Source organism: Streptomyces sp. NPDC096105 (genome assembly GCF_044763335.1).
GTDB lineage: Bacteria > Actinomycetota > Actinomycetes > Streptomycetales > Streptomycetaceae > Streptomyces.
Genome location: NZ_JBIWGC010000001.1, coordinates 593,870 through 620,648, shown reverse-complemented (window position 1 = coordinate 620,648; position 26,779 = coordinate 593,870). Strand labels below are relative to the sequence as shown.

Genomic DNA, 26,779 nt, shown 5'->3' with positions numbered 1-26,779 from the left:
GCCACAACTTATAAAAACACACTCAACAACACTATTACCCTACCCGCGGCTCTTCCGTTGGGGGGGCCCCCGGCCGGCGTTGGGGGGGCCCCGCCGGCCGGGGCGCGCCCGGGGGCCGCCCGGCACGGGGGCGCGACCGCACACAGAGCCCCACCGCCCGCCCGGCCCGGCTTCCCCGGCGTGCCGCCGGCTCAGGCGTCGACTCCCGTGCGCCGGGCCTGTTCCTCCGTCTTCAGCCGCCGCGCCGCGCGTTCCGCCGTTCCACGGGCCCAGGCTCCCGACGTGAGGGCGCCGACCGCCAGGACCGCCGCGCCGCAGCCGGCCAGGACCCACCAGCCGGGGCGGGACGCCGTCACGAAGGTGTCGGCGTACGAGGACGAGCCGACCCCCGCCGCGAGGACCGCGCCGAGGACCGCCACGCCCAGGGTCTGGCCGAGCTGGCGGCTGGTGGAGGCGACCGCGGAGGCGACCCCGGCCTGGTCGGCGGGCATGCCGGAGACCGCCGTGTTGGTGATGGGGGCGTTGACGAAGCCGAAGCCGACGCCGAACAGGACGTAGCCGGCGAACAGGGTCACGTTCGACGTCTCCGCCTCGAAGAGAGCGAACAGCAGCCCGCTCACCGTCATGGCGCCGCCCGCGACCAGCAGCGGCAGCCGCGGGCCCCGGCTGCCGACGAGACGTCCGGACAACGGGGCGCACAGGAACGTCGGGACGGCCATCGGCAGCATCCACAGTCCCGCCTCCAGTGCGCTCAGCCCCCGCACGTTCTGCAGGTACAGCGTGGACAGGAACAGGAATCCGCCGAGCGCCGCGAAGGCGCTCACCGCGATCACCGTGGCCCCGCTGAACGGCGCCGAGCGGAAGAAGCGCAGGTCGATCAGCGGCTCCGGGCGGCGTGGCTCGTAGCGGAGGAGAGCCAGGAGGGCGATCAGCGCGAGCGCGGCGAAGGGCGCGGTGGACTGCCAGGAGCCGTGCGGGGCCTCGATGATCGCGTAGGTGAGGGAGCCGAACAGGGTGATGACCAGGATCTGGCCCACCGGGTCGGAGCGGCGGGCGCGCGGGGCGCGGGACTCCGGGACGAGGCGCCAGGTCAGCAGCAGGGCGACGAGGCCCACCGGCAGGTTGACCCAGAAGATGGAGCGCCAGCCGACCGAGTCCACCAGCAGCCCGCCGACCAGCGGTCCGGCGGCCATCGACAGGCCGACCACGGCTCCCCACACGCCGATCGCGCGGGCGCGCTCGCGCGGGTCGGTGAAGGTGTTGGTGATGATCGACATGGCGACCGGATTGAGCATGGAGCCGCCCACCGCCTGCACCATGCGGAAGACGACGAGCCACTCCAGGTCCGGGGCGAGCGAGCACAGCAGCGAGCCCAGGGTGAAGACCGTCAGGCCGGACATGAACACCCGTTTGCGGCCGATCCGGTCGGCCGTCGAGCCGGCCGGCATCAGCAGCGAGGCCAGCACCAGCGTGTAGGCGTCGATGGTCCACTGCAGTCCCGAGGTGCTCGCGTCCAGCTCCCGCTGGAGGGCGGGCAGGGCGACGTTGAGGACCGTGTTGTCCAGGCTCACGATCAGCAGGCTCATGCAGCAGATCGCGAGCACCAGCATGCGTCGGCCATGGCTGAGCTCGGGCATGCGGGCCATCGTACGTCACGTCGATAGTGCGACTAACTAATGACCATTACACGGTCATTGTGCGGAGCGTCCCGCCGATGCGGGACAATGGGGGAATGCCCACGCCCTCGCCGACCCCGAGCACGCCCGTGACCACGACCCTGTCCATCGGCCCGCACGCCGTGCAACCGCCCGTCGTGCTCGCCCCGATGGCCGGGATCACCAACGCGCCCTTCCGCACCCTGTGCCGGGAGTTCAGCGGCGGCAAGGGGCTGTTCGTCAGCGAGATGATCACCACCCGGGCGCTGGTCGAGCGCAACGAGAAGACCATGCAGCTCATCCGGTTCGACGCCGCCGAGCAGCCGCGCTCCCTCCAGCTCTACGGCGTCGACCCGGCCACCGTCGGCAAGGCCGTCCGCATGATCGCGGAGGAGGACCTCGCCGACCACATCGACCTCAACTTCGGCTGCCCGGTGCCCAAGGTGACCCGCAAGGGCGGCGGCTCGGCGCTCCCCTTCAAGCGGAACCTGCTGCGCGCCATCCTGCGCGAGGCCGTCGCCGGCGCCGGGGACCTGCCGGTCACGATGAAGATGCGCAAGGGCATCGACGACGACCACCTGACCTACCTGGACGCCGGCCGGATCGCCGTCGAGGAGGGCGTCACCGCCATCGCGCTGCACGGCCGCACCGCCGCCCAGCACTACGGCGGCACCGCCGACTGGGCGGCGATCGCCCGGCTCAAGGAGCACGTCCCCGAGATCCCGGTGCTCGGCAACGGGGACATCTGGTCCGCCGACGACGCCCTGCGCATGGTCCGCGAGACCGGCTGCGACGGCGTGGTCGTCGGACGCGGCTGCCTCGGCCGGCCGTGGCTCTTCGCCGACCTGGTCGCCGCCTTCGAGGGCCGCCCGGACGGCTACGTACGGCCCACCCTGCGCGAGGTGGCCGACGTGATGGTGCGGCACGCCACGCTGCTCGGCGAGTGGATCGGCGACGAGTCGCGCGGCGTGATCGACTTCCGCAAGCACGTCGCCTGGTACCTGAAGGGCTTCGCGGTCGGCTCCGAGATGCGCCGGCGGCTCGCCGTCACCTCCACGCTGGAGGAGCTGCGGGCCGGGCTCGACGAGCTGGACCTGGACCAGCCCTGGCCGGCCGGCGCCGACGGCCCCCGCGGCCGTACGTCCGGCAACAACCGCGTGGTGCTGCCGGACGGCTGGCTGAGGGACCCCTACGACTGCGCGGGCGTCGGCGAGGACGCCGAGCTGGACACCTCCGGCGGCTGATCAGCGCTTCGTGGGCCGCGGCACGGACCCGTAGGCGGTCAGGAAGCGGTCGCGGAAGGCGTCCATCCTCCACACGGGGGCGTCGTCGGCGGGCCGGAGCCCGGGTGTCCAGTTCCAGCCGTCGGTCTTCCGCAGCACCTCAGGGTCCTTGGCGACGACCGTCACCGGCACGTCCCGGTTCCTGGTGTGTCCGGTGACGCGGGCGACGGGCTGGTGGTCGCCGAGGAAGACCAGCACGGTGTCGTCGGTGCCGTAGCGCTCCAGCCACGCGGTGAGGGCGGTCACCGAGTACGACACGGACCGGCCGTACTCCTTGCGGGACTCCGCGGAGTCGGCCATCACCTCGGACGCCTCCCGCCCCTCCTCCTCGATCGCGTCGAAGACCGAACCGTCACCCAGGTCCTCCCAGTCGATCATCTCCGGGACCGGCGCCCACGGCTGGTGGCTGGAGGTGAGGATGACCTCCGCCATCAGCGGCCGGTCCCGCTCCCTGCCGTGCTCCAGGCGCTCGAACGCCTCCAGGGCGTACTGGTCCGGCATGGTGGACCAGCTGAACTTCGGTCCCTCGTAGCCCATCCCGAAGGCGTCGTACACCGTGTCCAGGCCGTACCACTTCGCCTCCGGCCAGGCCTTCTGCACGCCCGGCATGACGCCGACGGTGTCCCACGCGCCGGACTTCCGGAAGGCCGCGGTGAGGGTGAGGCGGTCGCTGCTGGTCGCGGTGCGGTACCGCTGCTGGTTGTCGATCCACAGGCCGGACAGGGTCGTGGAGTGCCCGAGCCAGCTGCTCCCGCCGTACGTCGACGAGGTCAGCCATCCGCTGCGCGCCCGGTAGCCGGCCGCGGCGAGCGCGGCGCCCCGGGCGTCGAGGGTGCGGGTGACGCCGGGCGCGATCAGCGGGTCCTCGACGGCCACCCGGCCGTAGCTCTCGATGAACGCGATGACGACGTCCTTGCCGCGCAGGTCCGGCAGGAGCAGGCGTGGCGGGGTGGCGCCGAAGGCGTCCGTCCGCGCCTCCTTCGCGAAGGCCGCCTCGTCGCGCAGGGTGTCCACCACCCGCCGGGTCTGCCCGCGCAGGGTGTCCGCCGCGCGGTCCGAGGCGACCGGCAGGCCCGAGATCTGCAGGCCCAGCGAGGCGCAGGTGATCCACACGGTGCCCGCGATCAGGGCGCCCTGGCTCGCGCGGGAGCGGTGCCGGGCCAGCAGGTTGCCGAGCCGCACCGTGGCCAGCGCCATGACGGCCACCACGAGCACGGCGAGCAGGACCGCGCCGACGGCGGCGGCGGTGGCGACGAAGCCGCCCATGGAGTCCCGCACGTAGGACAGGGCGTCGTCCAGCAGGCCCCAGTCGAGGACCAGGTTGAAGCCGCGGCCCAGGTACTCGCCGAAGCCGATGTCCAGCAGGTTGAGCACGGTCAGCAGGCCGAGGCCCGTGCCGCAGAGCGCGGCGAGGACCACGCGCGGCCGGCGCGGCAGGGCGAGCAGCAGGACCGCCCCGACGATCGCCTCGGCGGGGATCCGGGTGAAGCGGTCGGGGCGCAGGCCCGGCGCGGTGTTCGGCATCAGCAGGGCGCCGAGCACCAGGACGGCGGCGAGGACGTGCACCGTGAGGCGCAGGGCGCGGCCGGCGGAGGGGTGTGCGTCGCGTGCGCGCCGCAGACGCGCGAGGAGACGGGTGTCCCGCGGGCGCAGGGGAACACGGAGGGCGCGCAGGCGCGTGAGGACGGGAGTGAAGACGGGCAACCCGGAGGTTCCTTCCGTACCGAGGCCGGGGAGGCGGGAGGGCGGACCCGGCGTGGGGGTCCGGATCCGCCTCCCCTCCGTACGGGCGGCCGGGCCCGAGCGTTCATCCCCCGGGTCCGCATGGTGGAACCCGGCACCGTGTGGCAGCGTGATTCTCACCACCCCTGATAGTGGTTGCGCTCAGATGAGCGGATCATGGAAGGCTGCACTTCTCAAAGGATGGCACTCAGTGCCACTCGATGATCGTTCATCGAGCGAAATCAAACGTGACTCTTAATGCTCAGGTGAGCGTTCCGATCGGTCGCTGGAGGCGTTCCGCGTTCAAGAAGTGAAAACACCGGGCTCCGACGGCTTGCCAAGCTTTGACTTTCGATCCGCTGGCGCTCGGCCGGTGACAGGCGCACGACCCACAAGTGGACGTACCCAGACGCCTTTGATCTGGGTACATTCCTCGCCGTCAGGGCAGCCACCGCGTCCTCGAGGAGTCGAGACCCGTGTCGGAAAACAAAGATCACCATGGTGCTCGGTCGGGCACGAGCGTTGAGAGCGTGAAGTTCGTCTACGACTTCACCGAGGGCAACAAGGACCTCAAGGACCTGCTCGGCGGCAAGGGGGCCAACCTCGCCGAGATGACCAACCTCGGTCTCCCCGTGCCACCCGGCTTCACCATCACCACGGAGGCCTGCAAGGTCTACCTGGAGAGCGGCGAGGAGCCCGCGGCACTGCGTGACGAGGTGAGTGCGCACCTCGAGGCCCTCGAGCAGCGGATGGGCAAGAAGCTCGGCCAGGCCGACGACCCCCTCCTCGTGTCGGTCCGTTCCGGCGCCAAGTTCTCCATGCCCGGCATGATGGACACCGTCCTCAACATCGGTCTGTCCGACACGTCCGTGCGGGGCCTGGCCCAGCAGGCCGGCGACGACCGGTTCGCCTGGGACTCCTACCGGCGCCTGATCCAGATGTTCGGCAAGACCGTCCTCGGCGTGGACGGCGAGCTGTTCGAGGACGCGCTGGAGGCGGCCAAGGCGGCCAAGAAGGTCACGGTCGACACCGAGCTGGAGGCCGCCGACCTCAAGAAGCTCGTCACCAAGTTCAAGAAGATCGTCAAGACCGAGTGCGGCCGGGACTTCCCGCAGGACCCGCGCGAGCAGATGGACCTCGCCATCAAGGCCGTCTTCGACTCCTGGAACGGCGAGAGGGCCAAGCTCTACCGCCGCCAGGAGCGCATCCCGCACGACCTGGGCACCGCCGTCAACGTCTGCTCGATGGTCTTCGGCAACCTCGGCCCCGACTCCGGCACCGGCGTCGCCTTCACCCGCGACCCCGCCTCCGGCCACCAGGGCGTCTACGGCGACTACCTGCAGAACGCGCAGGGCGAGGACGTCGTCGCGGGCATCCGCAACACCGTCCCGCTCGCGGAGCTGGAGCAGATCGACAAGAAGTCGTACGACCAGCTCCTGCAGATCATGGAGACCCTGGAGAACCACTACAAGGATCTCTGCGACATCGAGTTCACCATCGAGCGCGGCCGGCTGTGGATGCTGCAGACCCGCGTCGGCAAGCGCACCGCGGGCGCGGCCTTCCGCATCGCCACGCAGCTCGTGGACCAGGGCCTGATCGACGAGGCCGAGGCGCTCACCCGCGTCAACGGCGCCCAGCTCGCCCAGCTGATGTTCCCGCGCTTCGACGAGAGCGCCAAGGTCGAGCAGGTCGGACGCGGCATCGCCGCCTCCCCGGGCGCCGCGGTCGGCAAGGCGGTCTTCGACTCCTACACCGCCGTGAAGTGGTCCCGCTCCGGCGAGAAGGTCATCCTGATCCGCCGCGAGACCAACCCCGACGACCTGGACGGCATGATCGCCGCCGAGGGCATCCTCACCTCGCGCGGCGGCAAGACCTCCCACGCGGCCGTCGTCGCCCGCGGCATGGGCAAGACCTGTGTCTGCGGCGCCGAGGAGCTGGAGGTCGACACCAAGCGCCGCCGGATGACCGTGCCCGGCGGGCGCGTCGTGGAGGAGGGCGACCTCATCTCCATCGACGGTTCCAGCGGCAAGGTCTACCTGGGCGAGGTCCCGGTCGTGCCGTCGCCGGTCGTGGAGTACTTCGAGGGCCGGATGCACCCGGGCGCCGACGACGCCGACGAGCTGGTCGAGGCCGTGCACCGGATGATGGCCTTCGCCGACCGCAAGCGCCGGCTGCGGGTGCGCGCCAACGCCGACAACGCCGAGGACGCGCTGCGCGCCCGCCGCTTCGGCGCCCAGGGCATCGGCCTGTGCCGCACCGAGCACATGTTCCTCGGCGACCGGCGCGAGCTGGTGGAACGGCTGATCCTGGCCGACACCGAGACCGAGCGCGAGGAGTCGCTGAAGGCGCTGCTGCCGCTGCAGAAGCAGGACTTCGTCGAGCTGTTCGAGGCGATGGACGGCCTGCCCGTCACCATCCGCCTGCTCGACCCGCCGCTGCACGAGTTCCTGCCCGACATCACCGAGCTGTCGGTCCGCGTCGCCCTCGCCGAGTCCCGGCAGGAGCCGCACGAGAACGAACTGCGGCTGCTCCAGGCCGTGCACCGGCTGCACGAGCAGAACCCGATGCTGGGCCTGCGCGGGGTCCGCCTCGGCCTGGTCATCCCGGGCCTGTTCACCATGCAGGTGCGGGCCATCGCGGAGGCCGCGGCCGAGCGCCGGAACGCCAAGGGCGACCCGCGCGCGGAGATCATGATCCCGCTGGTCGGCACGGTCCAGGAGCTGGAGATCGTCCGCGAGGAGGCCGACAGGGTCGTCGCGGAGGTCGAGGAGTCCACCGGCACGCGGCTCAGGCTGGCGATCGGCACGATGATCGAGCTGCCGCGCGCCGCGCTGACCGCCGGTCAGATCGCGGAGGCCGCCGAGTTCTTCTCCTTCGGCACCAACGACCTCACCCAGACGGTGTGGGGCTTCTCCCGGGACGACGTGGAGGCCAGCTTCTTCACGGCCTACCTGGAGAAGGGCATCTTCGGGGTGTCGCCGTTCGAGACGATCGACAAGGACGGCGTGGGGTCCCTGGTGAAGTCCGCCGCCGCGGCGGGCCGCGCCACCCGGCCCGACCTGAAGCTCGGCGTCTGCGGCGAGCACGGCGGCGACCCGGAGTCGGTGCACTTCTTCCACGAGGTGGGACTGGACTACGTCTCCTGCTCCCCGTTCCGCATCCCGGTGGCCCGTCTCGAGGCCGGCCGCGCGGCCGTCACCTCGGCGGGCAGCGACCACCGCTGAGCCCTCCGGGGCGCGCCGGACCCCGGGGCCGTCGTCTGTCACCCGACCACCCTCACCGATCGGCGACGGCTCCGGATCACGAAGGAGGGGCGGCACCCGTGCGGGGGTGCCGCCCCTCCCGTCGTACGCGTACGCGGAACGCGCCCGGTGGGGCGGTCAGCCGCGGCCGCGGCGCAGGCGGGAGGCGAGGAGCACGGTGCCTCCGGCGAGGACCACGGCACCGACGCCCAGGGTCACGTAGGTCGTGACGTCGTCGTCCGACCCGGCGGATCGGTCGCTCGTGGCGGCCTGGGTGGTGTCGGCCACGGGAGTCGTGTTCCCGTCGACCTCGGTGTCGTCGCGCGGGACGAAGCCGGCGGGCGGCTCGTCGCAGGCGATGCCGTCGCCGTCGGGGTCCAGGCCGGGACCGTAGTGGTCGTCCCCGCTGGAGATCCTCGCGTAGCCGTTGTCGTACGCCTCCGAGCAGCTCGTGAACGGGTGGTCCCCGTCGTGGGCCGACGCGGTGGCGGGGAGGGCGGCCAGGGCGAGGGCGGCGAGGAGCGTGAGGGTGTGTCGTGTCAGGTGCATGATAAATGCCCCCCTGTCCGATGGTGCGGGTGCGGATAACCGGGGTGTGGCGTGATGAAGCTACTGGCGGTTCAGGGGTGCTGCAGAGGGGTGCGAGCGACCTGTGATGTGAACGTGATGTGACGGAACCGTGGCACAACGCCACGAACGGAGGAATGGCTTCCTGGCGGTGGACCTGCGAGGACCAGGTCAGGAGCGTCCGAGGGCGCTGACCGACACGTCACGGCTGCCGGTAGGGTCCGGAGCCGGACGCGGGTCGCCGCGGCGGGGAGTGAAGGGGGCAGCGGTGTCAGAGGTGATACGCGAGGGCGCGGTCGGGCGCTCGGGCGGAGAAGGCGTCTCCCCGTGGCGGTCGGTGCGGCGCACGGTGTGGGTGACGCTGTGCGGAGGGGCCGCCGCGCTGGCCACCGCCGGGGTGTCCTACCTGGCGCTGCGCTGGGTGGCCGTGCCCATCGTCGTGGGCGTCCTGCTCTGCCTGACGTTCGCCTGGCTGCTGATGTGGCTGCACCGCGCGGGCTGGATCGCCCTGCTGTCCCTGGCGCCCGGCCTGTTCGTCCTCGTCGGGGCCGTCCAGTACGCGCCGGAACTGGCGCTGGAGGTGCGCGGCGTGCGCGAGAGCGTGGTGATCGTCGCGGACAGCGCGGCGGGGACGGGCGGCAAGAACCACCGGTACACGCTGCGCGGCGAGGACGGCCGGGAGCTGGACGAGCGGCTGACCTACAACGGGGACGCGTGGAGTCCGCAGGTGGGGGAGCGGCTCGACGTGGTCCGCGACCCGGAGGGCGTGGTGCCGATGGAGCGGGCGGACGAGGTGGACCCCTCGGGGCGGCTCGGCGGGGCGGTCGCCGGGCTCGCGGCCTGGACGCTCATGACGCCGGTGGCGGGCTGGCGCGGGCATGTGCGCCGCCGGCAGGGCAAGGAAGGGTCCCTGCTGCTGTCGCTGTGACCCTCCGGGCGTCGGGGGCGTGGCCCCGGCGCCCGGAGGGCGGGAATCAGCGGTCCTCGCGGCGCTTGCGCGCGGCGATCACCAGGCCGCCGCCGAGAAGGACGACGGCCGCGCCGCCCGCCGCGATGTACGGGGTGGTGCCGCTGCCGCCGGTCTCGGCGAGGTCGGTGCCGCCGCCGTTCTCCTCCTGGGTGCCGTCGGTCCCGGCGCCCGCGCCGGCGTCGTCGTCGCTCTCGTCGCGCGGCACGAAGTCCGCGGGCGGCTGGTCGCAGCCGACGCCGTCGCCGTCCCGGTCGAGGTGCTCGCCGTAGTGCTCGTCCCCCTCGGGGATGTTGCTGTACCCGTCGTCGTACGCGTCGGTGCAGTTCTCGAACGGGTGGCTGCCGTCGTGGGCCACGGCGGTGGCCGGTACGGCGGCCAGGGCGACGGCGGCGAGCAGCGCGGCGGCTGAGGTACGGAACGGAATCATGGTGAGGAGCCCCCCAGGTGCGGACGAAAGCGTGTGCTCGGTGCGAGGCTGACGAAGTTACTGGGGCGCGGGAGATGTGTCGGGGATACGGAACTCCCGTGATGCGAACGTGACGTGACCGGAGGGTAGCTCTCCGCTAGGACCGGAACGGTCCCCGTACCTCGTACGTGATCCCGCCCGACGAACGGCCGCTCGTGCCACGCTGGCTCGAGAAGTACAGGCGGGACCCGTCCGGGGAGAAGGCCGGGCCGGTGATCTCCGAGCCGGACTGGCCGCTGACGCGGAGGAACGGGGCGACCACGCCGTCGGGCGTGATGACGCAGATCTCCATGTTCCCGCCGTCCTCGGCCACGAAGAGGTCGCCGGAAGCTGCGCCGGTGACGTTGTCGACGCCCGTCAGCGGAGCGGATCCGCCCGTCACCAGGGAGTCGTCGTAGGCGAGTGCGATGGTCTGGGCGGACGCGTCGTACTGCCAGACGCGGTTGTCGCCCTTCGTGGTGAACCAGCAGGTGTCGTCCGCGTAGTAGCAGCCCTCGCCGCCGTTGAAGCGCTTGGCCCCCGACACCTGGTTGCGGGTGGCGGTGGCGCCGGACGGGTCGGGGACCCGCGTCCAGCTCACCGGGCCGTTGGCGCCGCTGCCGCCGACCAGCACCTCCAGCGTGCCCGACGACAGGTCGCCCCACGTGGTGGGGCGGAAGCGGTAGAAGCAGCCGTCCGACACGTCCTCCGTCAGGTACACCACCTTGCGCACCGGGTCGGCCGCCGCCGCCTCGTGCTTGAAGCGCCCCATCGCGTCCCGGCGGACGGCCGCCCTGACGCCCCACGGGTCGGTCTCGTAGACGTACCCGCGGTCCACCTCCTCGCAGGACAGCCAGGTGTTCCACGGGGTCTTCCCGCCCGCGCAGTTCTGCCGGGTGCCGGACAGGACGCGGTACGCGCCCGTGACCGTGCCGGTGGCCGAGAACTTCAGCGCGCTCGCCCCGCCGGAGGGGTTGATCTCCGAGTTGGAGACGTAGATCCAGCCCGGGCCGTCGGCGTAGCAGGCGCCGCCGTCGGGGGCGTCGTGCCAGGTGTAGGAGGTGCCCGGGACCGTTCTGCCGGAACGGGCGACGACGCGGCTGGTGAAGCCGGCGGGCAGGCTGACGCCGTTGGCGTCCGCCGCCCCGAGCGGACCGTACGGGCCGCTGCCCGGCTGGGCGGGGGCGGCCGCTGCCGCGCCGCGCCACAAGGTCCCGCCGAGCACGGAGGCGGTGCCGCCGACGGCGGTCGCACGAAGGAAGGTACGACGTTCCACTGTCGCTCCAAAGGTCCTGTGACCGTCCTGCCGCCGGTCGGCGGCGGGGGCGTGCGAGCAGCGAACCTAGGGGAGCCGGGTGGACGCCTCGTGACCGCGGACGAACCGGCGGATGACGGAGCGGCGTGCACAGCGGGTGTCCGCACCGCCGTGCACGCCGCTCCGGGTGGGTCAGGCCGCCTCCGCCTCGTACGCCGTCACGCGGACCGTGTCGTCGTCCAGGCACCGGCCCGTCTCCAGGTCGAAGCGCTGCTTCAGGAGCGGGGAGGCGACGAACGGGCGGCCCCGGTGGGTGCCGGTGAGGCCGCGGGAGAGGACCGCCGCGCCCGTGAACGGGTCACGGTTGTCGAGGGCGTACAGGCGGCCCGCGCGGTCGGTGAACACCGCGGCCTGCCGGCCGTCGGGCAGCAGGGCGGCCACGCCCCGTCCCGGGATCAGCCGGTCGAGGCCGCAGACCTCGAACCAGCCGTCCGCCAGGCGGAGCCGTACGGTCAGGCCGGTGGTCGTCTCGAGTGCCAGGGTCATCGCTGTGCGGTTCCTTCCAGGACGTCGTCGGCGGGACGCGGGCCGATGCTCAGCAGGGGCAGGTCGGGCTTGATCTGGTCGCGTTCGGGGACGAAGGCGACCACCGGGTCGGGGGTGTCCGGGGCGTTCACGAAGGACACGAACCGGGCCAGCTTCTCCGGGTCGTCGACGGTCTCCGCCCACTCGTCGCGGTAGTGCGCGACGTGCGCGGCCATCAGCGCCTCCAGTTCGTCGCAGATGCCCAGCGAGTCGTGCACCACCACGTCCCGTACGTGGTCCAGGCCGCCGGGGACGCGCTCCAGCCAGGCGGAGGTGCGCTCCAGCCGGTCGGCGGTGCGGATGTAGAACATCAGGAACCGGTCGATCAGGCGGATCAGTTCGGCGTCGGAGAGGTCCTGCGCCAGCAGGTCGGCGTGGCGCGGGGTGGCGCCGCCGTTGCCGCCGACGTACAGGTTCCAGCCGGCCGCGGTGGCGATGACGCCGAAGTCCTTCGACCGGGCCTCCGCGCACTCGCGCTGGCAGCCGGACACCGCCGACTTCAGCTTGTGCGGGGAGCGCAGGCCCCGGTAGCGCAGCTCCAGGTCGATCGCCATGCGCACCGAGTCCTGGACGCCGTAGCGGCACCAGGTCCGTCCGACGCAGGACTTCACCGTGCGCAGCGACTTGCCGTACGCGTGGCCCGACTCGAAGCCGGCGTCGACCAGCCGGGTCCAGATCAGGGGGAGCTGTTCGACCCGCGCGCCGAACATGTCGATCCGCTGGCCGCCGGTGATCTTCGTGTAGAGCCCGAAGTCGCGGGCGATCTCGCCGATCACGATCAGTTTCTCCGGCGCGATCTCCCCGCCGGGGATGCGCGGCACCACCGAGTACGAGCCGTTCCTCTGCAGGTTGGCCAGGAAGTGGTCGTTGGTGTCCTGGAGGGCCGCCTGCTCGCCGTCCAGCACATAGGTGCTCGCGCCGATCGCCGGCGCGAGGGACGCGACGATCGAGCCGACGGTCGGCTTGCACACCTCGCAGCCGTCGCCGCCGCGCGCCTCCTCGCGGCCGTACCGGTCCAGCAGTTCGCGGTGGGAGGTGATGCGCAGGGCGAGGACGGTCTCGTACAGCTCCTCGCGGGTCTGGGAGAAGCAGCCGCACAGGCCCTTGTCGACCTCGACGCCGTTCGCCTCCAGCTCGGCGTCCAGCAGCTGGCCCAGCACCTTGACGCAACTGCCGCAGCCCGTACCGGCCTTGGTGCACTTCCTCACCTCGGGCACAGTGGTGCACCGGTGGCCGGTGACCGCGCCGCGGATCGTGCCCTTGGTGACGTTGTGGCAGGAGCAGATCACCGCGTCGTCCGGCAGCGCGGACGGGCCGAGCGCGGCCGGGGCCCCGGCGCCGGCGGGCAGCACCAGCGACTCCGGCGCGACCGGCGGCACCGAGCCGGTGAACGCCCGCAGCGTGCCGTACGCCTCCGCGTCGCCGACCAGGATGCCGCCGAGCAGCGTGCCGTCCCGGCCGATCACCAGTTTCTTGTACAGGCCCGCGCGGGAGTCGGAGTAGACGACGTCCAGGCAGTCGTCGGCGGTGCCGTGCGCGTCGCCGAAGGACGCCACGTCCACGCCGAGCAGCTTCAGCTTGGTGGACAGGTCGGCGCCGGTGAAGGCGGCCTCGTCCCCGGCGATGGCCGCGGCGGCCGTCTCGGCCTGCTCATAGCCGGGCGCGACCAGGCCGTACACCCGGCCGTCGGCGGTCAGCGCGCACTCGCCGACCGCGAACACGCGCGGATCGGTGACCGTACGGCACTGCTCGTCCACGGCGATCCCGCCGCGCTCGCCGACCGCCAGACCGCAGTCGCGGGCGAGCTGGTCGCGGGGGCGGACGCCGGCGGAGAACACCACCAGGTCGGTGGCGAGTTCGGAGCCGTCGGACAGCTTCATGCCGGTGACGGCGCCCGCCTCGTCGACCACGATCTCCTGGGTGCCGACGCCGGTGTGGACGGTCAGTCCCATGTCCTCGACGGTGCGCTGCAGCGCCGCGCCGCCGCCCTCGTCGACCTGCACCGGCATCAGCCGCGGTGCGAACTCCACGATGTGCGAGGCGAGTCCGAGGCCCTTGAGCGCGCCGGCCGCCTCGAGACCGAGCAGACCGCCGCCCACCACCGCGCCCGTCCTCGCCCTGCTCCGCGCGTACTCCTCGATGGCGAGCAGGTCCTCGACGGTGCGGTAGACGAAGCAGCCCTCGGCGTCCTTGTTCGGCACCGGCGGCACGAACGGGTAGGAGCCGGTCGCCAGCACCAGCACGTCGTAGCCGACGACCAGCCCGGAGCGGGCGGTCACCGTGCGCGCCTCCCGGTCCACGCGCTCGGCCGGGTCGCCGACGTGCAGCTCGATGCCGTGGTCCGCGAGGAACGCCGGGTCCGTCAGCGACAGGTCCTCGGGCGTCCGGCCCGAGAAGTACGAGGTGAGCTGCACGCGGTCGTAGGCCGGACGCGGCTCCTCGCACAGCACGACCACGCGGTGCGTGGCGGTCAGGCCGCGCTCGGCGAGCGCCTCCAGGAAGCGCTGGCCGACCATGCCGTGGCCGACGAGCACGATGGTCGGGGTGTCCGTGGGCATCAGGAGCCTCCGTCGTGGGTGAGCAGGTGGAGCAGGGGCCCGCCGTCGGACGGGAGCGGCTCCGCTCCCTCCCAGGCGCGCGCGAGGGCGCCGACGGTGCCGAGTTCGCCGACCAGCACGCCGCCGACCAGGCGGTCGCCGCGGACCACGACCTTGCGGTAGGTGCCGCGGGTGGCGTCGGCGAGCCGCACGACGTCGTCGCCCGGCAGCCCCTCGGTCTCGCCGAACGCGGCCAGGTCGAAGGGGCCGTCCGGGCCGGTCAGGGTGAGCCGGGTGAGCGAGCGGGTGCCGGTGTAGCGGGCGGCGGCGTCCCCGGCGAGCAGCGCGGCGAGCGCGTCGGCCTGTTCCAGGGCCGGCGCGGCCAGCCCGTAGACGGTGCCGGCGTGCTGGACGCAGTCGCCGACCGCGTGGACGCACGGGTCGGAGGTGCGCAGCTCGTCGTCGACGACGACGCCCTCGGCCACGTCGAGCCCGGCGGCCTGCGCGAGGGAGACCCTCGGGCGCACCCCGCAGGCCAGCACCACGAGGTCGGCGTCCAGGGCGTAGCCGTCGGCCAGCTCCACCGAGCGGACCGCGCCGCCGACGCAGCGCACGTCCCGCACCCGGCACTCGGTGTGCACCTCCACGCCGAGCCCGGTCAGATGGCGCCGGACCAGCGCGGAGGCGGCCGGGTCGAGCTGGCGTTCCATGAGCCGCTCGGCCTGCTGGGCGAGGACCACCCGCGCCCCGCGCACGGCCAGCGCGCGGGCCGCGGACACGCCGAGCAGCCCGCCGCCGATCACCACCGCCCGCACGCCCGGCCGCACCTCGGCGGACAGGCCCAGGCAGTCGTCCAGGGTGCGGAACGCGTGCACGCCCCGGGGCAGCTCACGGTCCTTCGTGAACAGGCCGCGCAGCGGCGGCAGGACGGGGTTGGAGCCGGTGGCCAGCACCAGCCGCCCGTAGGCGGTCTCCGAGCCGTCCGCGCGGACGACGGTCCGCCGGTCCCGGTCGATGCCGGTGACCCGGGCGCGGACCAGCTCCGCGGGGGCGGGCAGGGCGATCACCTCGGGCCGGTAGCGCCCGGCGAGCACCTCGGCGAGCAGCACCCGGTTGTACGGCGGGTGCTCCTCCTCGCCGATCAGCGTCACGGGCGTGCCCAGCTCGCCGAGCCGCCGGGCGAGACGTACGCCCGCGAGGCCGGAGCCGATCACCACCACACGCTCGTTCGAGGTCATGTCCCGAGCGTGCGGGGCGGGTGTTACCCGGTGGCATCCCCTCTGTTTCCCGCGCGGAACGCTGCCCTCAGCGGTCGCGGACGCCGGGTGTGAGGCTTCCGGGGGCGGCCGCCTGGCGGGTGTGAGGAGGCCAACCTCAACAAACGCTCATCTTGATGGACGTGACATCTTTCGCCTCCGTAGGCTCGCGGCCATGCCCGACATCCCGCTGACCACGGTCGTCCTGCTCTGCGTGGCCGCGCTCGTCGCCGGCTGGATCGACGCCGTGGTGGGCGGCGGCGGGCTGCTGCTCCTGCCGGCGCTGCTGCTCGGTCTGCCCGCCGGCACCCCGGCCGCGCACGCGCTGGGCACCAACAAGGCGGTCGCGATCGTGGGCACCACGGGTGCGGCGGTGACGTACGCCCGCAAGGCGCCGGTGGACGTGCGGACGGCGGTGCGGATCGGGCTGGCCGCCCTCGCCGGGTCGTCCGGCGGTGCGTTCCTCGCGGCCGGGATGAGCACCGAGGTGCTCAAGCCGGTCATCATGGTGGTGCTGCTCGCGGTGGCCGCCTTCGTCATCCTGCGGCCCGCCTTCGGCACCGCACCCGCGCCGGGCCCGGCCACCCGCCGGCGGATCCTCGCCGCGATCGGCCTGGCCGGCCTCGGCATCGGCTTCTACGACGGCCTGATCGGCCCCGGCACCGGCACGTTCCTCGTCCTGGCGCTCACCGCCGTGCTCCACCTCGACCTGGTCACCGCCTCCGCCACCGCCAAGATCGTCAACTGCTGCACCAACGCGGGCGCCCTCGCCACCTTCGCCTGGCAGGGCGCGGTCCTGTGGCACCTGGCGGCCCTGATGGCGGTCTTCAACCTGGCGGGCGGCATGCTCGGCGCCCGTACCGCCCTGAAGCGCGGCAGCGGCTTCGTCCGCGTGGTCCTGCTGACGGTGGTCTTCGCCCTGGTGGCGAACCTGGCGTACGAGCAGTGGATGGCGTAGGTCCCGGCAGAGGGGAGGCGGGGCTGATCTAGGCTTCCCGACCGTGACCACCACCTTGATGACGTATGCCGGGCCGGCCGACGACCATGCGCCGGTGACCCGCACCGGCGGCGTGCCGCTGGTGCCGGCCGGGTTCACCTGGCCGCGGTGCGCGGAGTGCGCGGGGCCGATGCAGTTCCTCGCGCAGGTGCCGGCGGACGCCCCCGGTACCGAGGAGGACGCGTACGTCGTCTCCGTCTTCATGTGCCAGAACGACCCGGGGCTGTGCGACGAGTGGGATCCGGTCGCGGGCGGCAACCGGGCGCTGGTGTTCCCCCGTGCCGGACTCGCGCCCGCCCCGGTGCCGGAGGAGGGCGAGACCCTGCTGCCGGAGACCTGTGGCGTCGACCGCACGACGGTCGACGCGGTCTCCTACTCCGAGGCCCGCGACCGCTGGGCGCAGGCGAGCGGCCGTCCCGTGCGGGACGTCCTCGGGGGCCTGGGCGGCGCTCCCGCGTGGCTCCAGGGCGACGAGACGCCGGTGTGCCCGTCGTGCGCGCGGGCGATGAGCTTCGTCGCCCAGCTCGAGGAGGGCCGCGACGAGGGGACCGCGATGAACTTCGGCGGTGGCGGCTGCGGGTACGCCTTCGCCTGCGTGCCGTGCGCGGAAGGCGCGTTCCTCTGGCAGAGCTGACCGGCCGGCTCCGCCCGCTTCCCCGGCGGCGGCCGCCCCTGTGTCCTGACACGGGGCGCGGAGCGCCTTGAGGGGGCGGGCGCCCACGGACCCCGCGGTCCGGGCGGCGGCCGACCTCATGGGGCCGGCCCCCGGGACGGAGGCCGCCCGCGGACCCCGGCGCCCGTCAGCGGGTCCCCGTCAGGTGGGCGTAGACGACCACGTTGCCGCGGTAGCCGGTGGCGGGGGAGTAGCCGGCGCCGCAGGTGATGACGCGGAGCTCCGGGCGGCCGGCCGGGCCGTAGACCTTCTCGTCGGGGAAGTCCCGGGCGTCGTACGCCTCGACGGCGTCCACCGTGAACACGGCGACCGTGCCGTCGCGCCGGGCCACCTCGACCGTGCTGCCCTTGTGCAGGGCGCCGAGCGAGTAGAAGACGGCCGGGCCGTCGGCGTTGTCGACGTGGCCCGCGACGATCGCCGTGCCCCGCTCGCCGGGAGTGGTGCCGGCCTCGTACCAGCCGGCCAGGTCCGGGCGGTCGGCGGGCGGCACGTCGAGGGAGCCGGCCGGGGTCAGCCCCAGGCCGGTCAGCGGCGCGTCCACGCCGATCGCCGGAATGCGCACCCGGTCGGGCGGTGACGGCGGCAGCGCGGGGGCCGCGGACCGTGCCGGGCCGTGCGCGTCGAGTGCGGAGTGCGCCTGCGCGGCGGACGGCTGCGGCGGGGCGTCGCCCCCGCCGTTCCGCAGCAGCACGGCCCCTGTGCACAGGGCGCACACCGTGACGGCGGCCATCGCCGCGTTGCCCGGACTCCGGGGCCGGCGGAACCTGCGGCGCATGGGGTGACCTCACCTCGAGTCGGCCCCGTGCCCCCCTCCGGGCCGCGAGGGGCGTCGGGCCCGGAGGGGGGAGGGGACGTGCGGTACCTGTGGGACGGGCGGCGGAGGATGCCCGTCAGATCCCGTCGCCTCTCGCCCGGCGATGCAGGAACCAGGTACCGCCCGCGGCGGCGACGGCGAGGGCCGTCACGCCGGCCGCGGTCTGTACGGGGTCGGGGCCCAGCGCGCCACCGACCCCCGTCTTCACGCTTCCCCGGGGAACCACCTGCTCCGCGTCGGGCGTCAGCGTCACCACGAGGTCCCCGCTCACCCGGCGCCCGCTCCCGGCACAGGCGACGACGATCTCGTACGTCCCCGGCTGCGCGCTCGGCGGCACCTGGAACTGCCCGATCGCCTCCCCCTCGTGCGTGCTCGGCGCCAGCGTGAACCGGCCGGCGCCGACCGCGGAGGCGTCGCCCGCCACCGTCCCCTCGTCACCGCACGCCGCGGTGTTCGCGGAGACCTGCGCGCCCGGGGCGACGGACGACGGGTACATGCGCAGACCGGCGGTCGACGGGCCGGGGGCCTCCCCGGCGTACGCGGGGGCGGCGAGCAGCCCCGCGGTGGCCACGGCGAGTGCGGTGCCGGTCGTGCCGGTCAGCAGCCGGGCGGTACGTCGCATCGATGCTCCCTCGAGCTCACGGAGGGGACCCGGCCCGCGGCACCCCCATGTGCCGCCGTCGACCGCGTCCCTGCCCCTCCGAGGTAAGTCGCCCCGGGCCGCCACCGCTCCCTGAGGAGGCGTCAGGGCACCGGCTGAACGGGTGTCAGGCGACCCCGGCAGCCCTCGGTCCGCCCCGCGTTTCAGCAGGTCACCGACGCGGACGTGAGCAGGCGAGCGGCGTGCGGCCGCATTGGGCCGGGCGGGGCTGCGAAGGGCTGACCGGGCGAGGGCGCCCCTCGGGACGCCGGGCGCCTCAGGTCGTTCCCTGCGTCCCGCGCGCCCGCGGGCGGGCCGGGGCGGCGTCGTACACCCACGCGGGGGCCGCCCGGGACGCCCCGAGTCCCGGGGACCGTCCGACGCGCGGTGGGCGTGGGCCGACCGCCCGCACGGTGCTCACGGCACTCACGAGGCGGTGCGCTCACGGGCGTACCGCCTCGAGCCGTACCGCGCACGCCTTGAACTCCGGCATCCGGGACGTCGGGTCGAGGGCCGGGTTGGTGAGGGTGTTGGCGCGGCCCTCACCGGCCCAGTGGAACGGCATGAACACCGTGTCGGGGCGGATCGCGGTGGTGATCCGGGCCGGGGCGACCGCCCGGCCGCGCCGGGACACCACGGCCACCGGGTCGCCCTCGCGGGCGCCGAGCCGCTGCGCGAGCCGGGGGTGCAGCTCCACGAACGGGCCGGGCGCGGCGGCGTTCAGTTCGTCCACGCGCCGTGTCTGCGCGCCGGACTGGTACTGCGCCACGACCCGCCCGGTGGTGAGCAGCACCGGGTACTCCTCGTCGGGCTCCTCGGCGATCGCCCGGTGCGACACCGGAACGAACCGCGCCCGGCCGTCCTCGGTGGCGAACCGGTCCAGGAAGAGGCGGGGGGTGCCGGGGTGGACGGTCCCGGCGTCCTCACCGGGAGCCTCGGGGGAGGGGCACGGCCAGAACACCCCGTTCCCCTCCGCCAGCCGCCGGTAGGTGATCCCCGAGTAGTCCGCGGGGCCGCCCGCGCTGGCCCGGCGCAGCTCCTCGAAGACCTCCTCGGGGTCGGTCGGGAAGCGCTTCTCCGGGCTGCCCTCGCCGCCCAGCCGCGCGGCGAGCTCGTGCAGCACCTCCAGGTCGCCGCGCACGCCCGCCGGCGGGGTGACGGCCCGGCGGCGCAGCAGCACCCTGCCCTCCAGACTGGTGGTGGTGCCCGTCTCCTCCGCCCACTGCGTCACCGGCAGCACGACGTCGGCGAGTTCGGCCGTCTCCGACAGCACCACGTCGCACACCGCCAGGAAGTCCAGCGAGCGGACGCGCTCCTCGACGTGCGCGGCGCGCGGCGCCGACACCACCGGGTTGGAGCCCATCAGCAGCAGCGCGCGGATGTCCGTGCCCAGCGCGTCCAGCAGCTCGTACGCGCTGCGGCCCGGTCCGGGCAGACTGTCCGGGGCGACGCCCCAGACCTCCGCCACGTGCGCCCGCGCCGCCGGGTCGGTCAGCTTGCGGTAACCGGGCAACTGGTCGGCCTTCTGGCCGTGTTCGCGCCCGCCCTGCCCGTTGCCCTGCCCGGTCAGACAGCCGTACCCGGACAGCGGGCGGCCGGGCCGGCCGGTCGCCAGGGCCAGGTTGATCCACGCGCTCACCGTGTCGGTGCCCTTGGACTGCTGCTCGGGCCCCCGCGCGGTGAGCACCATCGCGGACTCGGGCCCGCAGAACAGCCGTACGGCCTCGCGGAGTCGCGGCACGGGCACGCCGGTGACGCGTTCCACGTACTCCGGCCAGTGCGCCATCGCCGAGGCCCGGGTCTCCTCCCAGCCGGCCGTGCGCTCCCGGATGTACTCCTCGTCGGTGCGCCCCTCGGCGACGACCAGGTGCAGCAGGCCCAGAGCCAGCGCGAGATCGGTGCCGGGGCGCGGCGCCAGGTGCAGGTCGGCCTGCTCGGCGGTGCGCGTGCGGCGCGGGTCGACGACGATCAGGGTGCCGCCGTTCTCCTTCAGCTCGGTGAAGTAGCGCAGGGCCGGGGGCATGGTCTCGGCGGGGTTGGCGCCGACGAGGATCACACAGCCGGTCCTCGGGATGTCCTCCAGCGGGAACGGCAGACCCCGGTCGAGGCCGAACGCCCTGCCTCCCGCGGCGGCGGCCGACGACATGCAGAACCGCCCGTTGTAGTCGATCTGCGAGGTGCCCAGCACCACCCGCGCGAACTTCCCCAGGGAGTACGCCTTCTCGTTGGTGAGCCCGCCCCCGCCGAACACCCCGACCGCGTCCGCGCCGTGGTGCGCGCGAGCGTTTCCGATCCCTTCGGCGACCCGGTCCAGCGCCTCCTCCCAGGAGGCCGGCTCCAGCGTGCCCGCCGCCGACCGCACCAGCGGCGAGGTCAGCCGCACGGCCGGGGACAGCACGGCCGGCGCGGTCCGCCCCTTCCCGCACAGCGCCCCCCGGTTCACCGGGAAGTCCGCGCGCTCGCTCACCTCGACGGTCCGCCCGTCGGCGGCCGGCGTCAGGTTCATGCCGCACTGCAGCGCGCAGTAGGGGCAGTGCGTGGACGTCACGGTGCTTCGCATACGGACCAGGCTGCGCCGTCGGTGTTACGCACCGCGCCGGCCGCTGTTACACCCCGGACACGGCCCCCTCTCCGCCGACCGCCGCCCACGGTGAGGCGCCGGCGCGCCCCGCTCGGACGCCGACGAGCCGGACACGGTCGCCGCACAGCCGTGCCGTGTCGTCGGTGCCGGACGTCAGTACGGCCACCGGGTCCGGCCGGCCCGTCAGTCCGGCCCGCCGGAACCGCGGGCGTCCGCCAGCGCCCGCCGCACCCCCGCCTCCTCGGGCCCGAGGAAGTGCGGGTCCGGCCGGAACACCGCGTCCAGGGCCGCCTTCCCGGCCGCGAGGACCTCGCGGGCGCCGCCGTAGTACCAGGTGACGTCGTGGCGGTCGGCCACGCCGACGCCGTACGACGTGACGCCCGCCGCCTCGCACAGCGCCACCGCCCGCCGGATGTGGAAGCCCTGGCTGATCAGCACCGCCCGGTCCACGCCGAAGATCTTCCGGGCGCGGACGCAGGAGTCCCAGGTGTCGAAGCCCGCGTAGTCGCTGACGATCCGCGCGTCGGGCACCCCGTGCCGGGTCAGGTAGGCGCGCATCGCGTCGGGCTCGTCGTACTCCTCCCGGCTGTTGTCACCGGTGACCAGCACCACCCGGATCCGCCCCGCGCGGTACAGCTCCGCCGCCGCGTCCAGCCGGTGCGCGAGGTAGGGCGACGGCTCCCCGTCCCACAGCCCCGCGCCGAACACCACGGCCACCTCGGTGCGCGGCACGTCGGCGACGGTGCGCAGCCGGTCGCCGGTGCTCAGCCGCAGCCAGGTCGCCGGCAGCAGCGCCAGCACGCACGCCGCCACCACGGCCCGCACCAGCCGCCGCTGCCCCGCGCGGGTGCGCGGCAGCCGCGGGCGGTGAAACGCGAAACGGCGCATCGGACGGCCTCCCCGGTCGCTCCTGGACCCGGTAGGACGCCCCGCCGGGGCCCGCGGTTCGCACCGTGTGACCGGTCTCACGGTACTCCGGCGTTCCGGGAACGGGGGACCCGCCGCCTCACACCGCCCCGCACCCCCGCGTGAACACCCCGCAAACACGCGTGACCCCGACGCAACGGCAGGGCAACCTCGTCCGGTCACGCTCGCTGCATGACGGCGTATCCGACGCACCCCGGCGCCCGGCCCCGCCCGGTCGCCCCGCCCCCCGCCCTCGTCGTGGTGGCCCACGGCAGCCGCGACCCGCGCGCCCCGGCCACCGTGCGGCGGCTCCTGGAACGGGTCCGCGCGCTGCGCCCCGGCCTGCCGGTGCACCTCGGCCACATCGAGCTGAACGCCCCGCTGCTGCCCGACACCCTCGACGAGCTGGCCACGCACGGCGCCGGGTCCGCCGTGCTCGTCCCGCTGCTGTTCGGCCGCGGCCACCACGTCACCCGGGACATCCCCGGCGCCGCCGCGGCGGCGCCGCTGCCCACCCGGGTCGCCGGCCCGCTCGGGGCGCACCCCCTGCTCGTGGACGCCCTGCACGCACGGCTCACCGAGGCGGGCTGGCAGGCACCCCGGGACGCGGAGGGCCGCCGCACCGGCGCCGTGGTGCTGGCCTCCGCCGGGTCCCGCGCGCCCGCCTCCCGCGCCGACACCGAGCGCATCGCCGGGCTGCTCGCCGCCCGGCTCGGCGTGCCCGTCGTCCCCGCCTACGCCTCCGCCGCCGCGCCCACCGTGCCCGAGGCGGTGCGCGCCCTCGCCGCCCGCGGCCGCACCCGGGTCGCCGTCGCCTCCTGCTTCACCGCCCCCGGCCGGTTCGCCGCCGCGTGCGCGAAGGCGGCGCCCGGCACCGTCGCCGGCCCGCTCGGCACCCACCCCGCGCTGGCCCGCCTGCTCCTCCACCGCTACGACCGGGCGCTGCGCACCGTGTCCCCGGTCGCCGGAGTGGCCGCCCTCGCCCCCGCGTGACACGGCCACCGGTGTCCGGGACGTCACCGGCCGGAGCTACTGTCGGATCATGGAAGGCATCACGTCCGGCACGTCCGACCCGTCCGCGCACCACCTCCCGCCCGCCGGGTACGACCCGCCGGCCGTCGAGCGCTGGGCCGCCGAGCCCGACAAGCGGCCGGGCCGCACCGCCTTCCAGCGCGACCGGGCGCGCGTGCTGCACTCCGCCGCGCTGCGCCGCCTCGCCGGCAAGACGCAGGTCGTCACCCCCGGCGCGCACAGCCAGGTGTGGGACGCCAGCCCCCGCACCCGCCTCACCCACTCCCTCGAATGCGCCCAGGTGGGCCGGGAACTGGGCGCCGCCCTCGGCTGCGACCCCGACCTGGTGGAGGCCGCCTGCCTCTCCCACGACCTCGGCCACCCGCCGTTCGGGCACAACGGCGAACAGGCGCTGAACGAGTTCGCCGAGGACTGCGGCGGCTTCGAGGGCAACGCGCAGTCGCTGCGGCTGCTCACCCGCATCGAGCCCAAGCGGTTCACCCCCGAGGGCTCCGTCGGCCTCAACCTCACCCGGGCGGCCCTCGACGCGGCCACCAAGTACCCCTGGCCGCGCGGCGCCCACCCCACCGACCCGGCGTCGGTGAAGTTCGGCGTCTACGACGACGACCGGCCGGTCTTCGAGTGGCTCCGCAAGGACGCCCCCGGCACCCGCACCTGCTTCGAGGCGCAGGTCATGGACTGGGCGGACGACGTGGCGTACTCGGTCCACGACGTGGAGGACGGCCTGCACGCGGGGCACATCGACCCCAACTGCCTGCACGCCGACCCGGAGCGGGAGGCCGTCTTCGCGGTCGCCGCCCGCCGGTACGTCCCGGCGGACACCGACCCCGCCGAGCTCGCCGAGGCCCTCGACCGGCTGCTCGCCCAGGAGTGGTGGCCGCACGGCTACGACGGCACCGCCGTCGCCCAGGCCCGCCTCAAGGACGCCACCAGCCAGCTCATCGGCCGTTTCTGCCTCGCCGCCGAGAGCGCCACCCGGCAGGCCTGGGGCGGCGGCCGCCTCACCCGGTACGGGGCCGAGCTGGTCGTCCCGCGCTCCACGCGCATGGAGTGCGCGGTCCTCAAGGCGGTCGCCGACCGGTACGTCATGCAGCGCGCCGAGCAGGAGCGGCTCCGCGCCGACCAGCGCGTCGTCGTGCTGGAGCTGGCGGAGGCGCTGACCGCCCGCGCCCCCGACGGGCTGGACCCGCAGTTCCGCAGGCTGTTCGACCGGGCGCCGGACGACCGCGCCCGCAAGCGGGTCGTCGTGGACCAGATCGCGTCCCTGACGGATGCCTCGGCCCGCTTCCTGCACGCCCGGCTCACCGGCCGGACGTGAAACAGGTGGCCTGATCGGGTCACTCCCCCTTCCCGCGGCCTTCCGCTTGCGGGAGGCTCGCTGGTGGCAACGCTCGAAGGAGGCATCACGTGGTCGACGCGGATCAGACTTTCGTCATCGTCGGAGGCGGCCTGGCCGGCGCGAAGGCGGCCGAGACGCTGAGAGCGGAGGGCTTCACCGGCCGCGTGATACTGATCTGCGACGAGCGCGACCGCCCCTACGAGCGTCCGCCGCTGTCCAAGGGGTGCCTCCTCGGCTCGGCGGAGCGCGGCAGCGTCTTCGTGCACGAGCCCGGCTGGTACGCGCAGCACGACGTCGAACTGCACCTGGGGCAGACCGTCGCCGCCGTGGACCGCGCCGCGAGGACCGTCCGCTTCGGTGAGGACGGCACCACCGTCCGCTACGACAAGCTGCTGCTCGCCACCGGCGCCGAGCCCCGCCGGCTCGACGTCCCGGGCACCGACCTGGTGGGCGTCCACCACCTGCGCCGCCTCGCCCACTCCGAGCGCCTCAAGGGCGTCCTCACCGCCCTCGGCCGGGACAACGGCCACCTGGTGATCGCCGGCGCGGGCTGGATCGGCCTGGAGACCGCGGCGGCGGCCCGGCAGTACGGCGCGGAGGTCACCGTCGTCCACCGGGGGCAGGCCCCGCTGCACTCGGTCCTCGGCCCCGAACTGGGGCAGCTCTTCGCCGAGCTGCACAGCGAGCACGGCGTGCGCTTCCACTTCGGCGCCACGCTCACCGAGATCACCGGCCAGGACGGCATGGTCCTCGCCGCCCGCACCGACGACGGCGAGGAGCACCCGGCGCACGCCGTGCTCGCCGCGATCGGCGCGGCCCCGCGGACCTCCCTCGCGGAGGCGGCGGGCCTGGAGATCGCCGACGCCGCGTCCGGCGGGGGCGTCCTCGTCGACGAACGGCTGCGCACGTCCGACCCGGACATCTACGCGGCCGGGGACGTCGCGTCCTTCCCGCACGGCCTGTTCGGCACCCGGCTGCGGGTGGAGCACTGGGCCAACGCGCTCAACGGCGGCCCGGCGGCGGCCCGCGCCATGCTCGGCCGCGACGAGGTCTACGACCGTGTCCCGTACTTCTTCACCGACCAGTACGACCTCGGCATGGAGTACTCCGGCTGGGCGCCGCCCGGGTCCTACGACCAGGTGGTCGTCCGGGGCGACGCGGGCAAGCGGGAGTTCATCGCGTTCTGGGTGCGCGAGGGACGCGTGCTGGCCGGGATGAACGTGAACGTGTGGGACGTCACGGACACGGTCCAGCGGCTGATCCGGTCCCGGGAGGCGGTGGACACGGAGGCGCTGGCGGATCCGCACGTGCCGCTGGAGAGCCTGGTCGCCTAGGAGGCCACGATCCGCCCGGCGGGGTCGCCGACGGTCCCGGTGCGGCGCGAGTTCCCTTTCGGGCAGGGGACGTGAGGCCGGAAAGCCCGGAGGGCCCGGCGGGTACGCGCCGTACGGCACCGTCGGCGTGGCCACCGCCGGCGCCGAGGCCGTCTCCCTGCGGCAGATCAAGGGACAGCTCCGCCGGGCCGCCCGGAACGACGGCCCCGGCCAGGAGTGGGTGCCCACCCTCGACGAGGATCCGGTGATCGGGCCGTGGCTCGCGGCCGCCCGGGGCTCGGACCCGGTGGCCAAGGAGGCGATGGACGCCGTCGAGGCGCGGATCGAGGTCCTCGCCCCCGTGCTCTTCGAGGAGCTCAAGGCGCACGCCGACATGACGAGGGAGGCGCTGGACCGGCTGCCTCCCGTCACCGGCACCGTCTTCCGGGGCGACTGGAACCTCGGCGGGGACGAGTCGGTCCACCGCCTCGGCAAGCAGGCCGCGCCGAACCACCGGCCGGGATCCGTCTTCACGAGCTCCTTCGACAGCACCAGCAGGGACAAGGGCGTGGCCCTGGACTTCATGCGCGGCCAGCGGGTCTCCGGCACGAAGACGCACCGGATCCTCCTGGAGCTGACGCTCACCGGGAAGTACGGCCGTGACATCGACCCCTTCCACCAGTACCAGGGCTACGAGGCGGAGGTGCTGCTGATGCCGGGCGCGAACTTCGAGGTCACCGGGAGCGAGTGGAAGCACGACCCGGACCACGACCCGGCGTACGGCGGCAGCGACCGGTACGGGCACGTCCGGGCGACGGAGGTGTGAGGACACGCCGGACCGGCCCGGAGACCCCGTCGCCCCCTCGCCCGGCACGGGCGGGCGCCGGCCGGCCCGGGGAGTGAAAAGCCCCGGTCCGACGGTGTTTCCGGAAGGGACCGGGGCCGGGAAGGGCGCTTCCGGACGACT

Annotated in this window: 21 protein-coding genes; 9 read left to right on the top strand and 12 right to left on the bottom strand. The window is 74.1% G+C overall.

Annotated features, from left to right (window positions below):
• Nucleotides 1-191: 191 nt before the first annotated feature.
• Nucleotides 192-1,637, bottom strand: a complete 1,446-nt coding sequence (locus ACIQ8B_RS02705; RefSeq protein ID WP_403544751.1) for an MFS transporter — start codon at nucleotides 1,635-1,637, stop codon at nucleotides 192-194.
• Between the two features lie 95 nt (nucleotides 1,638-1,732).
• Here ACIQ8B_RS02705 and dusB point away from each other — a divergent pair, with 95 nt between their 5' ends.
• Nucleotides 1,733-2,899 carry a tRNA dihydrouridine synthase DusB gene (dusB, locus tag ACIQ8B_RS02700; RefSeq protein WP_403544749.1) on the top strand — a complete coding sequence of 389 codons (1,167 nt, stop codon included), beginning with the start codon at nucleotides 1,733-1,735 and terminating at the stop codon, nucleotides 2,897-2,899.
• Here the strand turns inward: dusB and ACIQ8B_RS02695 are convergent, their stop codons facing one another.
• Nucleotides 2,900-4,642: a CDP-alcohol phosphatidyltransferase gene (locus ACIQ8B_RS02695; RefSeq protein ID WP_403544747.1), complete on the bottom strand. Its 1,743-nt coding sequence runs from the start codon at nucleotides 4,640-4,642 to the stop codon at nucleotides 2,900-2,902.
• A 494-nt stretch (nucleotides 4,643-5,136) separates the two neighbouring features.
• Between ACIQ8B_RS02695 and ppdK the strand changes: the two genes are divergently transcribed.
• Nucleotides 5,137-7,884 carry a pyruvate, phosphate dikinase gene (ppdK, locus tag ACIQ8B_RS02690; RefSeq protein WP_403544745.1) on the top strand — a complete coding sequence of 916 codons (2,748 nt, stop codon included), beginning with the start codon at nucleotides 5,137-5,139 and terminating at the stop codon, nucleotides 7,882-7,884.
• A gap of 156 nt (nucleotides 7,885-8,040) precedes the next feature.
• Here the strand turns inward: ppdK and ACIQ8B_RS02685 are convergent, their stop codons facing one another.
• The gene (locus ACIQ8B_RS02685; protein WP_290004741.1) at nucleotides 8,041-8,451 is read right to left on the bottom strand and encodes an excalibur calcium-binding domain-containing protein; all 411 of its coding nucleotides are present in this window, start codon (nucleotides 8,449-8,451) and stop codon (nucleotides 8,041-8,043) included.
• A 286-nt stretch (nucleotides 8,452-8,737) separates the two neighbouring features.
• Between ACIQ8B_RS02685 and ACIQ8B_RS02680 the strand changes: the two genes are divergently transcribed.
• The gene (locus tag ACIQ8B_RS02680) at nucleotides 8,738-9,397 is read left to right on the top strand and encodes a hypothetical protein (RefSeq protein WP_403544743.1); all 660 of its coding nucleotides are present in this window, start codon (nucleotides 8,738-8,740) and stop codon (nucleotides 9,395-9,397) included.
• A gap of 46 nt (nucleotides 9,398-9,443) precedes the next feature.
• Here the strand turns inward: ACIQ8B_RS02680 and ACIQ8B_RS02675 are convergent, their stop codons facing one another.
• From ACIQ8B_RS02675 to ACIQ8B_RS02655, 5 genes are all read right to left on the bottom strand, one after another.
• On the bottom strand, nucleotides 9,444-9,866 hold the full coding sequence (locus ACIQ8B_RS02675; protein WP_403544741.1) for an LAETG motif-containing sortase-dependent surface protein: 423 nt from the start codon (nucleotides 9,864-9,866) through the stop codon (nucleotides 9,444-9,446).
• Between the two features lie 136 nt (nucleotides 9,867-10,002).
• Nucleotides 10,003-11,160: an alkaline phosphatase PhoX gene (locus tag ACIQ8B_RS02670; protein ID WP_403544739.1), complete on the bottom strand. Its 1,158-nt coding sequence runs from the start codon at nucleotides 11,158-11,160 to the stop codon at nucleotides 10,003-10,005.
• 171 nt (nucleotides 11,161-11,331) lie between these two features.
• Nucleotides 11,332-11,685, bottom strand: coding sequence for a nitrite reductase small subunit NirD (gene nirD, locus ACIQ8B_RS02665; protein WP_403544737.1), 354 nt, complete (start codon nucleotides 11,683-11,685; stop codon nucleotides 11,332-11,334).
• Nucleotides 11,682-14,282, bottom strand: coding sequence for a nitrite reductase large subunit NirB (gene nirB, locus ACIQ8B_RS02660; RefSeq protein WP_403544735.1), 2,601 nt, complete (start codon nucleotides 14,280-14,282; stop codon nucleotides 11,682-11,684). The genes nirD and nirB overlap by 4 nt, the downstream gene beginning before the upstream one ends.
• Nucleotides 14,282-15,499 carry an NAD(P)/FAD-dependent oxidoreductase gene (locus ACIQ8B_RS02655; RefSeq protein ID WP_403544733.1) on the bottom strand — a complete coding sequence of 406 codons (1,218 nt, stop codon included), beginning with the start codon at nucleotides 15,497-15,499 and terminating at the stop codon, nucleotides 14,282-14,284. Before ACIQ8B_RS02655 ends, nirB begins: the two co-directional genes overlap by 1 nt.
• 193 nt (nucleotides 15,500-15,692) lie before the next feature.
• Here ACIQ8B_RS02655 and ACIQ8B_RS02650 point away from each other — a divergent pair, with 193 nt between their 5' ends.
• Both ACIQ8B_RS02650 and ACIQ8B_RS02645 read left to right on the top strand, forming a co-directional pair.
• Nucleotides 15,693-16,475, top strand: coding sequence for a sulfite exporter TauE/SafE family protein (locus tag ACIQ8B_RS02650; RefSeq protein ID WP_403544731.1), 783 nt, complete (start codon nucleotides 15,693-15,695; stop codon nucleotides 16,473-16,475).
• Nucleotides 16,476-16,518: 43 nt separating this feature from the next.
• A complete protein-coding gene (locus ACIQ8B_RS02645) occupies nucleotides 16,519-17,148 on the top strand; it encodes a hypothetical protein (protein ID WP_290004730.1) in 630 nt (209 codons plus the stop codon).
• 166 nt (nucleotides 17,149-17,314) lie between these two features.
• On the opposite strand, the gene ACIQ8B_RS02640 is transcribed toward ACIQ8B_RS02645, so the two are convergent.
• The 4 genes from ACIQ8B_RS02640 to ACIQ8B_RS02625 all read right to left on the bottom strand — a co-directional run bounded on the left by ACIQ8B_RS02640 (nucleotide 17,315) and on the right by ACIQ8B_RS02625 (nucleotide 22,110).
• On the bottom strand, nucleotides 17,315-17,962 hold the full coding sequence (locus tag ACIQ8B_RS02640; protein ID WP_290004729.1) for a class F sortase: 648 nt from the start codon (nucleotides 17,960-17,962) through the stop codon (nucleotides 17,315-17,317).
• A 115-nt stretch (nucleotides 17,963-18,077) separates the two neighbouring features.
• Nucleotides 18,078-18,623, bottom strand: coding sequence for a hypothetical protein (locus ACIQ8B_RS02635; RefSeq protein ID WP_403544728.1), 546 nt, complete (start codon nucleotides 18,621-18,623; stop codon nucleotides 18,078-18,080).
• A 460-nt stretch (nucleotides 18,624-19,083) separates the two neighbouring features.
• Nucleotides 19,084-21,201: a molybdopterin oxidoreductase family protein gene (locus ACIQ8B_RS02630; RefSeq protein WP_290004727.1), complete on the bottom strand. Its 2,118-nt coding sequence runs from the start codon at nucleotides 21,199-21,201 to the stop codon at nucleotides 19,084-19,086.
• A 204-nt stretch (nucleotides 21,202-21,405) separates the two neighbouring features.
• A complete protein-coding gene (locus ACIQ8B_RS02625; RefSeq protein WP_290004725.1) occupies nucleotides 21,406-22,110 on the bottom strand; it encodes a vancomycin high temperature exclusion protein in 705 nt (234 codons plus the stop codon).
• A 210-nt stretch (nucleotides 22,111-22,320) separates the two neighbouring features.
• Between ACIQ8B_RS02625 and ACIQ8B_RS02620 the strand changes: the two genes are divergently transcribed.
• The 4 genes from ACIQ8B_RS02620 to ACIQ8B_RS02605 all read left to right on the top strand — a co-directional run bounded on the left by ACIQ8B_RS02620 (nucleotide 22,321) and on the right by ACIQ8B_RS02605 (nucleotide 26,638).
• A complete protein-coding gene (locus ACIQ8B_RS02620) occupies nucleotides 22,321-23,121 on the top strand; it encodes a sirohydrochlorin chelatase (RefSeq protein ID WP_403544725.1) in 801 nt (266 codons plus the stop codon).
• Nucleotides 23,122-23,170: 49 nt separating this feature from the next.
• The gene (locus tag ACIQ8B_RS02615; RefSeq protein WP_290004721.1) at nucleotides 23,171-24,478 is read left to right on the top strand and encodes a deoxyguanosinetriphosphate triphosphohydrolase; all 1,308 of its coding nucleotides are present in this window, start codon (nucleotides 23,171-23,173) and stop codon (nucleotides 24,476-24,478) included.
• Nucleotides 24,479-24,567: 89 nt separating this feature from the next.
• Nucleotides 24,568-25,833 carry an NAD(P)/FAD-dependent oxidoreductase gene (locus ACIQ8B_RS02610; protein WP_403544723.1) on the top strand — a complete coding sequence of 422 codons (1,266 nt, stop codon included), beginning with the start codon at nucleotides 24,568-24,570 and terminating at the stop codon, nucleotides 25,831-25,833.
• Nucleotides 25,834-25,960: 127 nt separating this feature from the next.
• A complete protein-coding gene (locus ACIQ8B_RS02605; protein WP_403544721.1) occupies nucleotides 25,961-26,638 on the top strand; it encodes a hypothetical protein in 678 nt (225 codons plus the stop codon).
• The last annotated feature ends 141 nt before the right edge of the window (nucleotides 26,639-26,779 follow it).

Bases quoted from the DNA above. Each gene is read 5' to 3' on its own strand.
- nirB (WP_403544735.1), bottom strand. From the start codon at position 14,282: ATGCCCACGGACACCCCGACCATCGTGCTCGTCGGCCACGGCATGGTC.
- ACIQ8B_RS02705 (WP_403544751.1), bottom strand. From the start codon at position 1,637: ATGCCCGAGCTCAGCCATGGCCGACGCATGCTGGTGCTCGCGATCTGC.
- ACIQ8B_RS02625 (WP_290004725.1), bottom strand. From the start codon at position 22,110: ATGCGCCGTTTCGCGTTTCACCGCCCGCGGCTGCCGCGCACCCGCGCG.
- ACIQ8B_RS02655 (WP_403544733.1), bottom strand. From the start codon at position 15,499: ATGACCTCGAACGAGCGTGTGGTGGTGATCGGCTCCGGCCTCGCGGGC.
- ACIQ8B_RS02635 (WP_403544728.1), bottom strand. From the start codon at position 18,623: ATGCGACGTACCGCCCGGCTGCTGACCGGCACGACCGGCACCGCACTC.
- ACIQ8B_RS02650 (WP_403544731.1), top strand. From the start codon at position 15,693: ATGCCCGACATCCCGCTGACCACGGTCGTCCTGCTCTGCGTGGCCGCG.
- ACIQ8B_RS02630 (WP_290004727.1), bottom strand. From the start codon at position 21,201: ATGCGAAGCACCGTGACGTCCACGCACTGCCCCTACTGCGCGCTGCAG.
- dusB (WP_403544749.1), top strand. From the start codon at position 1,733: ATGCCCACGCCCTCGCCGACCCCGAGCACGCCCGTGACCACGACCCTG.
- ACIQ8B_RS02640 (WP_290004729.1), bottom strand. From the start codon at position 17,962: ATGCGCCGCAGGTTCCGCCGGCCCCGGAGTCCGGGCAACGCGGCGATG.
- ACIQ8B_RS02675 (WP_403544741.1), bottom strand. From the start codon at position 9,866: ATGATTCCGTTCCGTACCTCAGCCGCCGCGCTGCTCGCCGCCGTCGCC.
- ACIQ8B_RS02615 (WP_290004721.1), top strand. From the start codon at position 23,171: ATGGAAGGCATCACGTCCGGCACGTCCGACCCGTCCGCGCACCACCTC.
- nirD (WP_403544737.1), bottom strand. From the start codon at position 11,685: ATGACCCTGGCACTCGAGACGACCACCGGCCTGACCGTACGGCTCCGC.
- ACIQ8B_RS02620 (WP_403544725.1), top strand. From the start codon at position 22,321: ATGACGGCGTATCCGACGCACCCCGGCGCCCGGCCCCGCCCGGTCGCC.
- ACIQ8B_RS02685 (WP_290004741.1), bottom strand. From the start codon at position 8,451: ATGCACCTGACACGACACACCCTCACGCTCCTCGCCGCCCTCGCCCTG.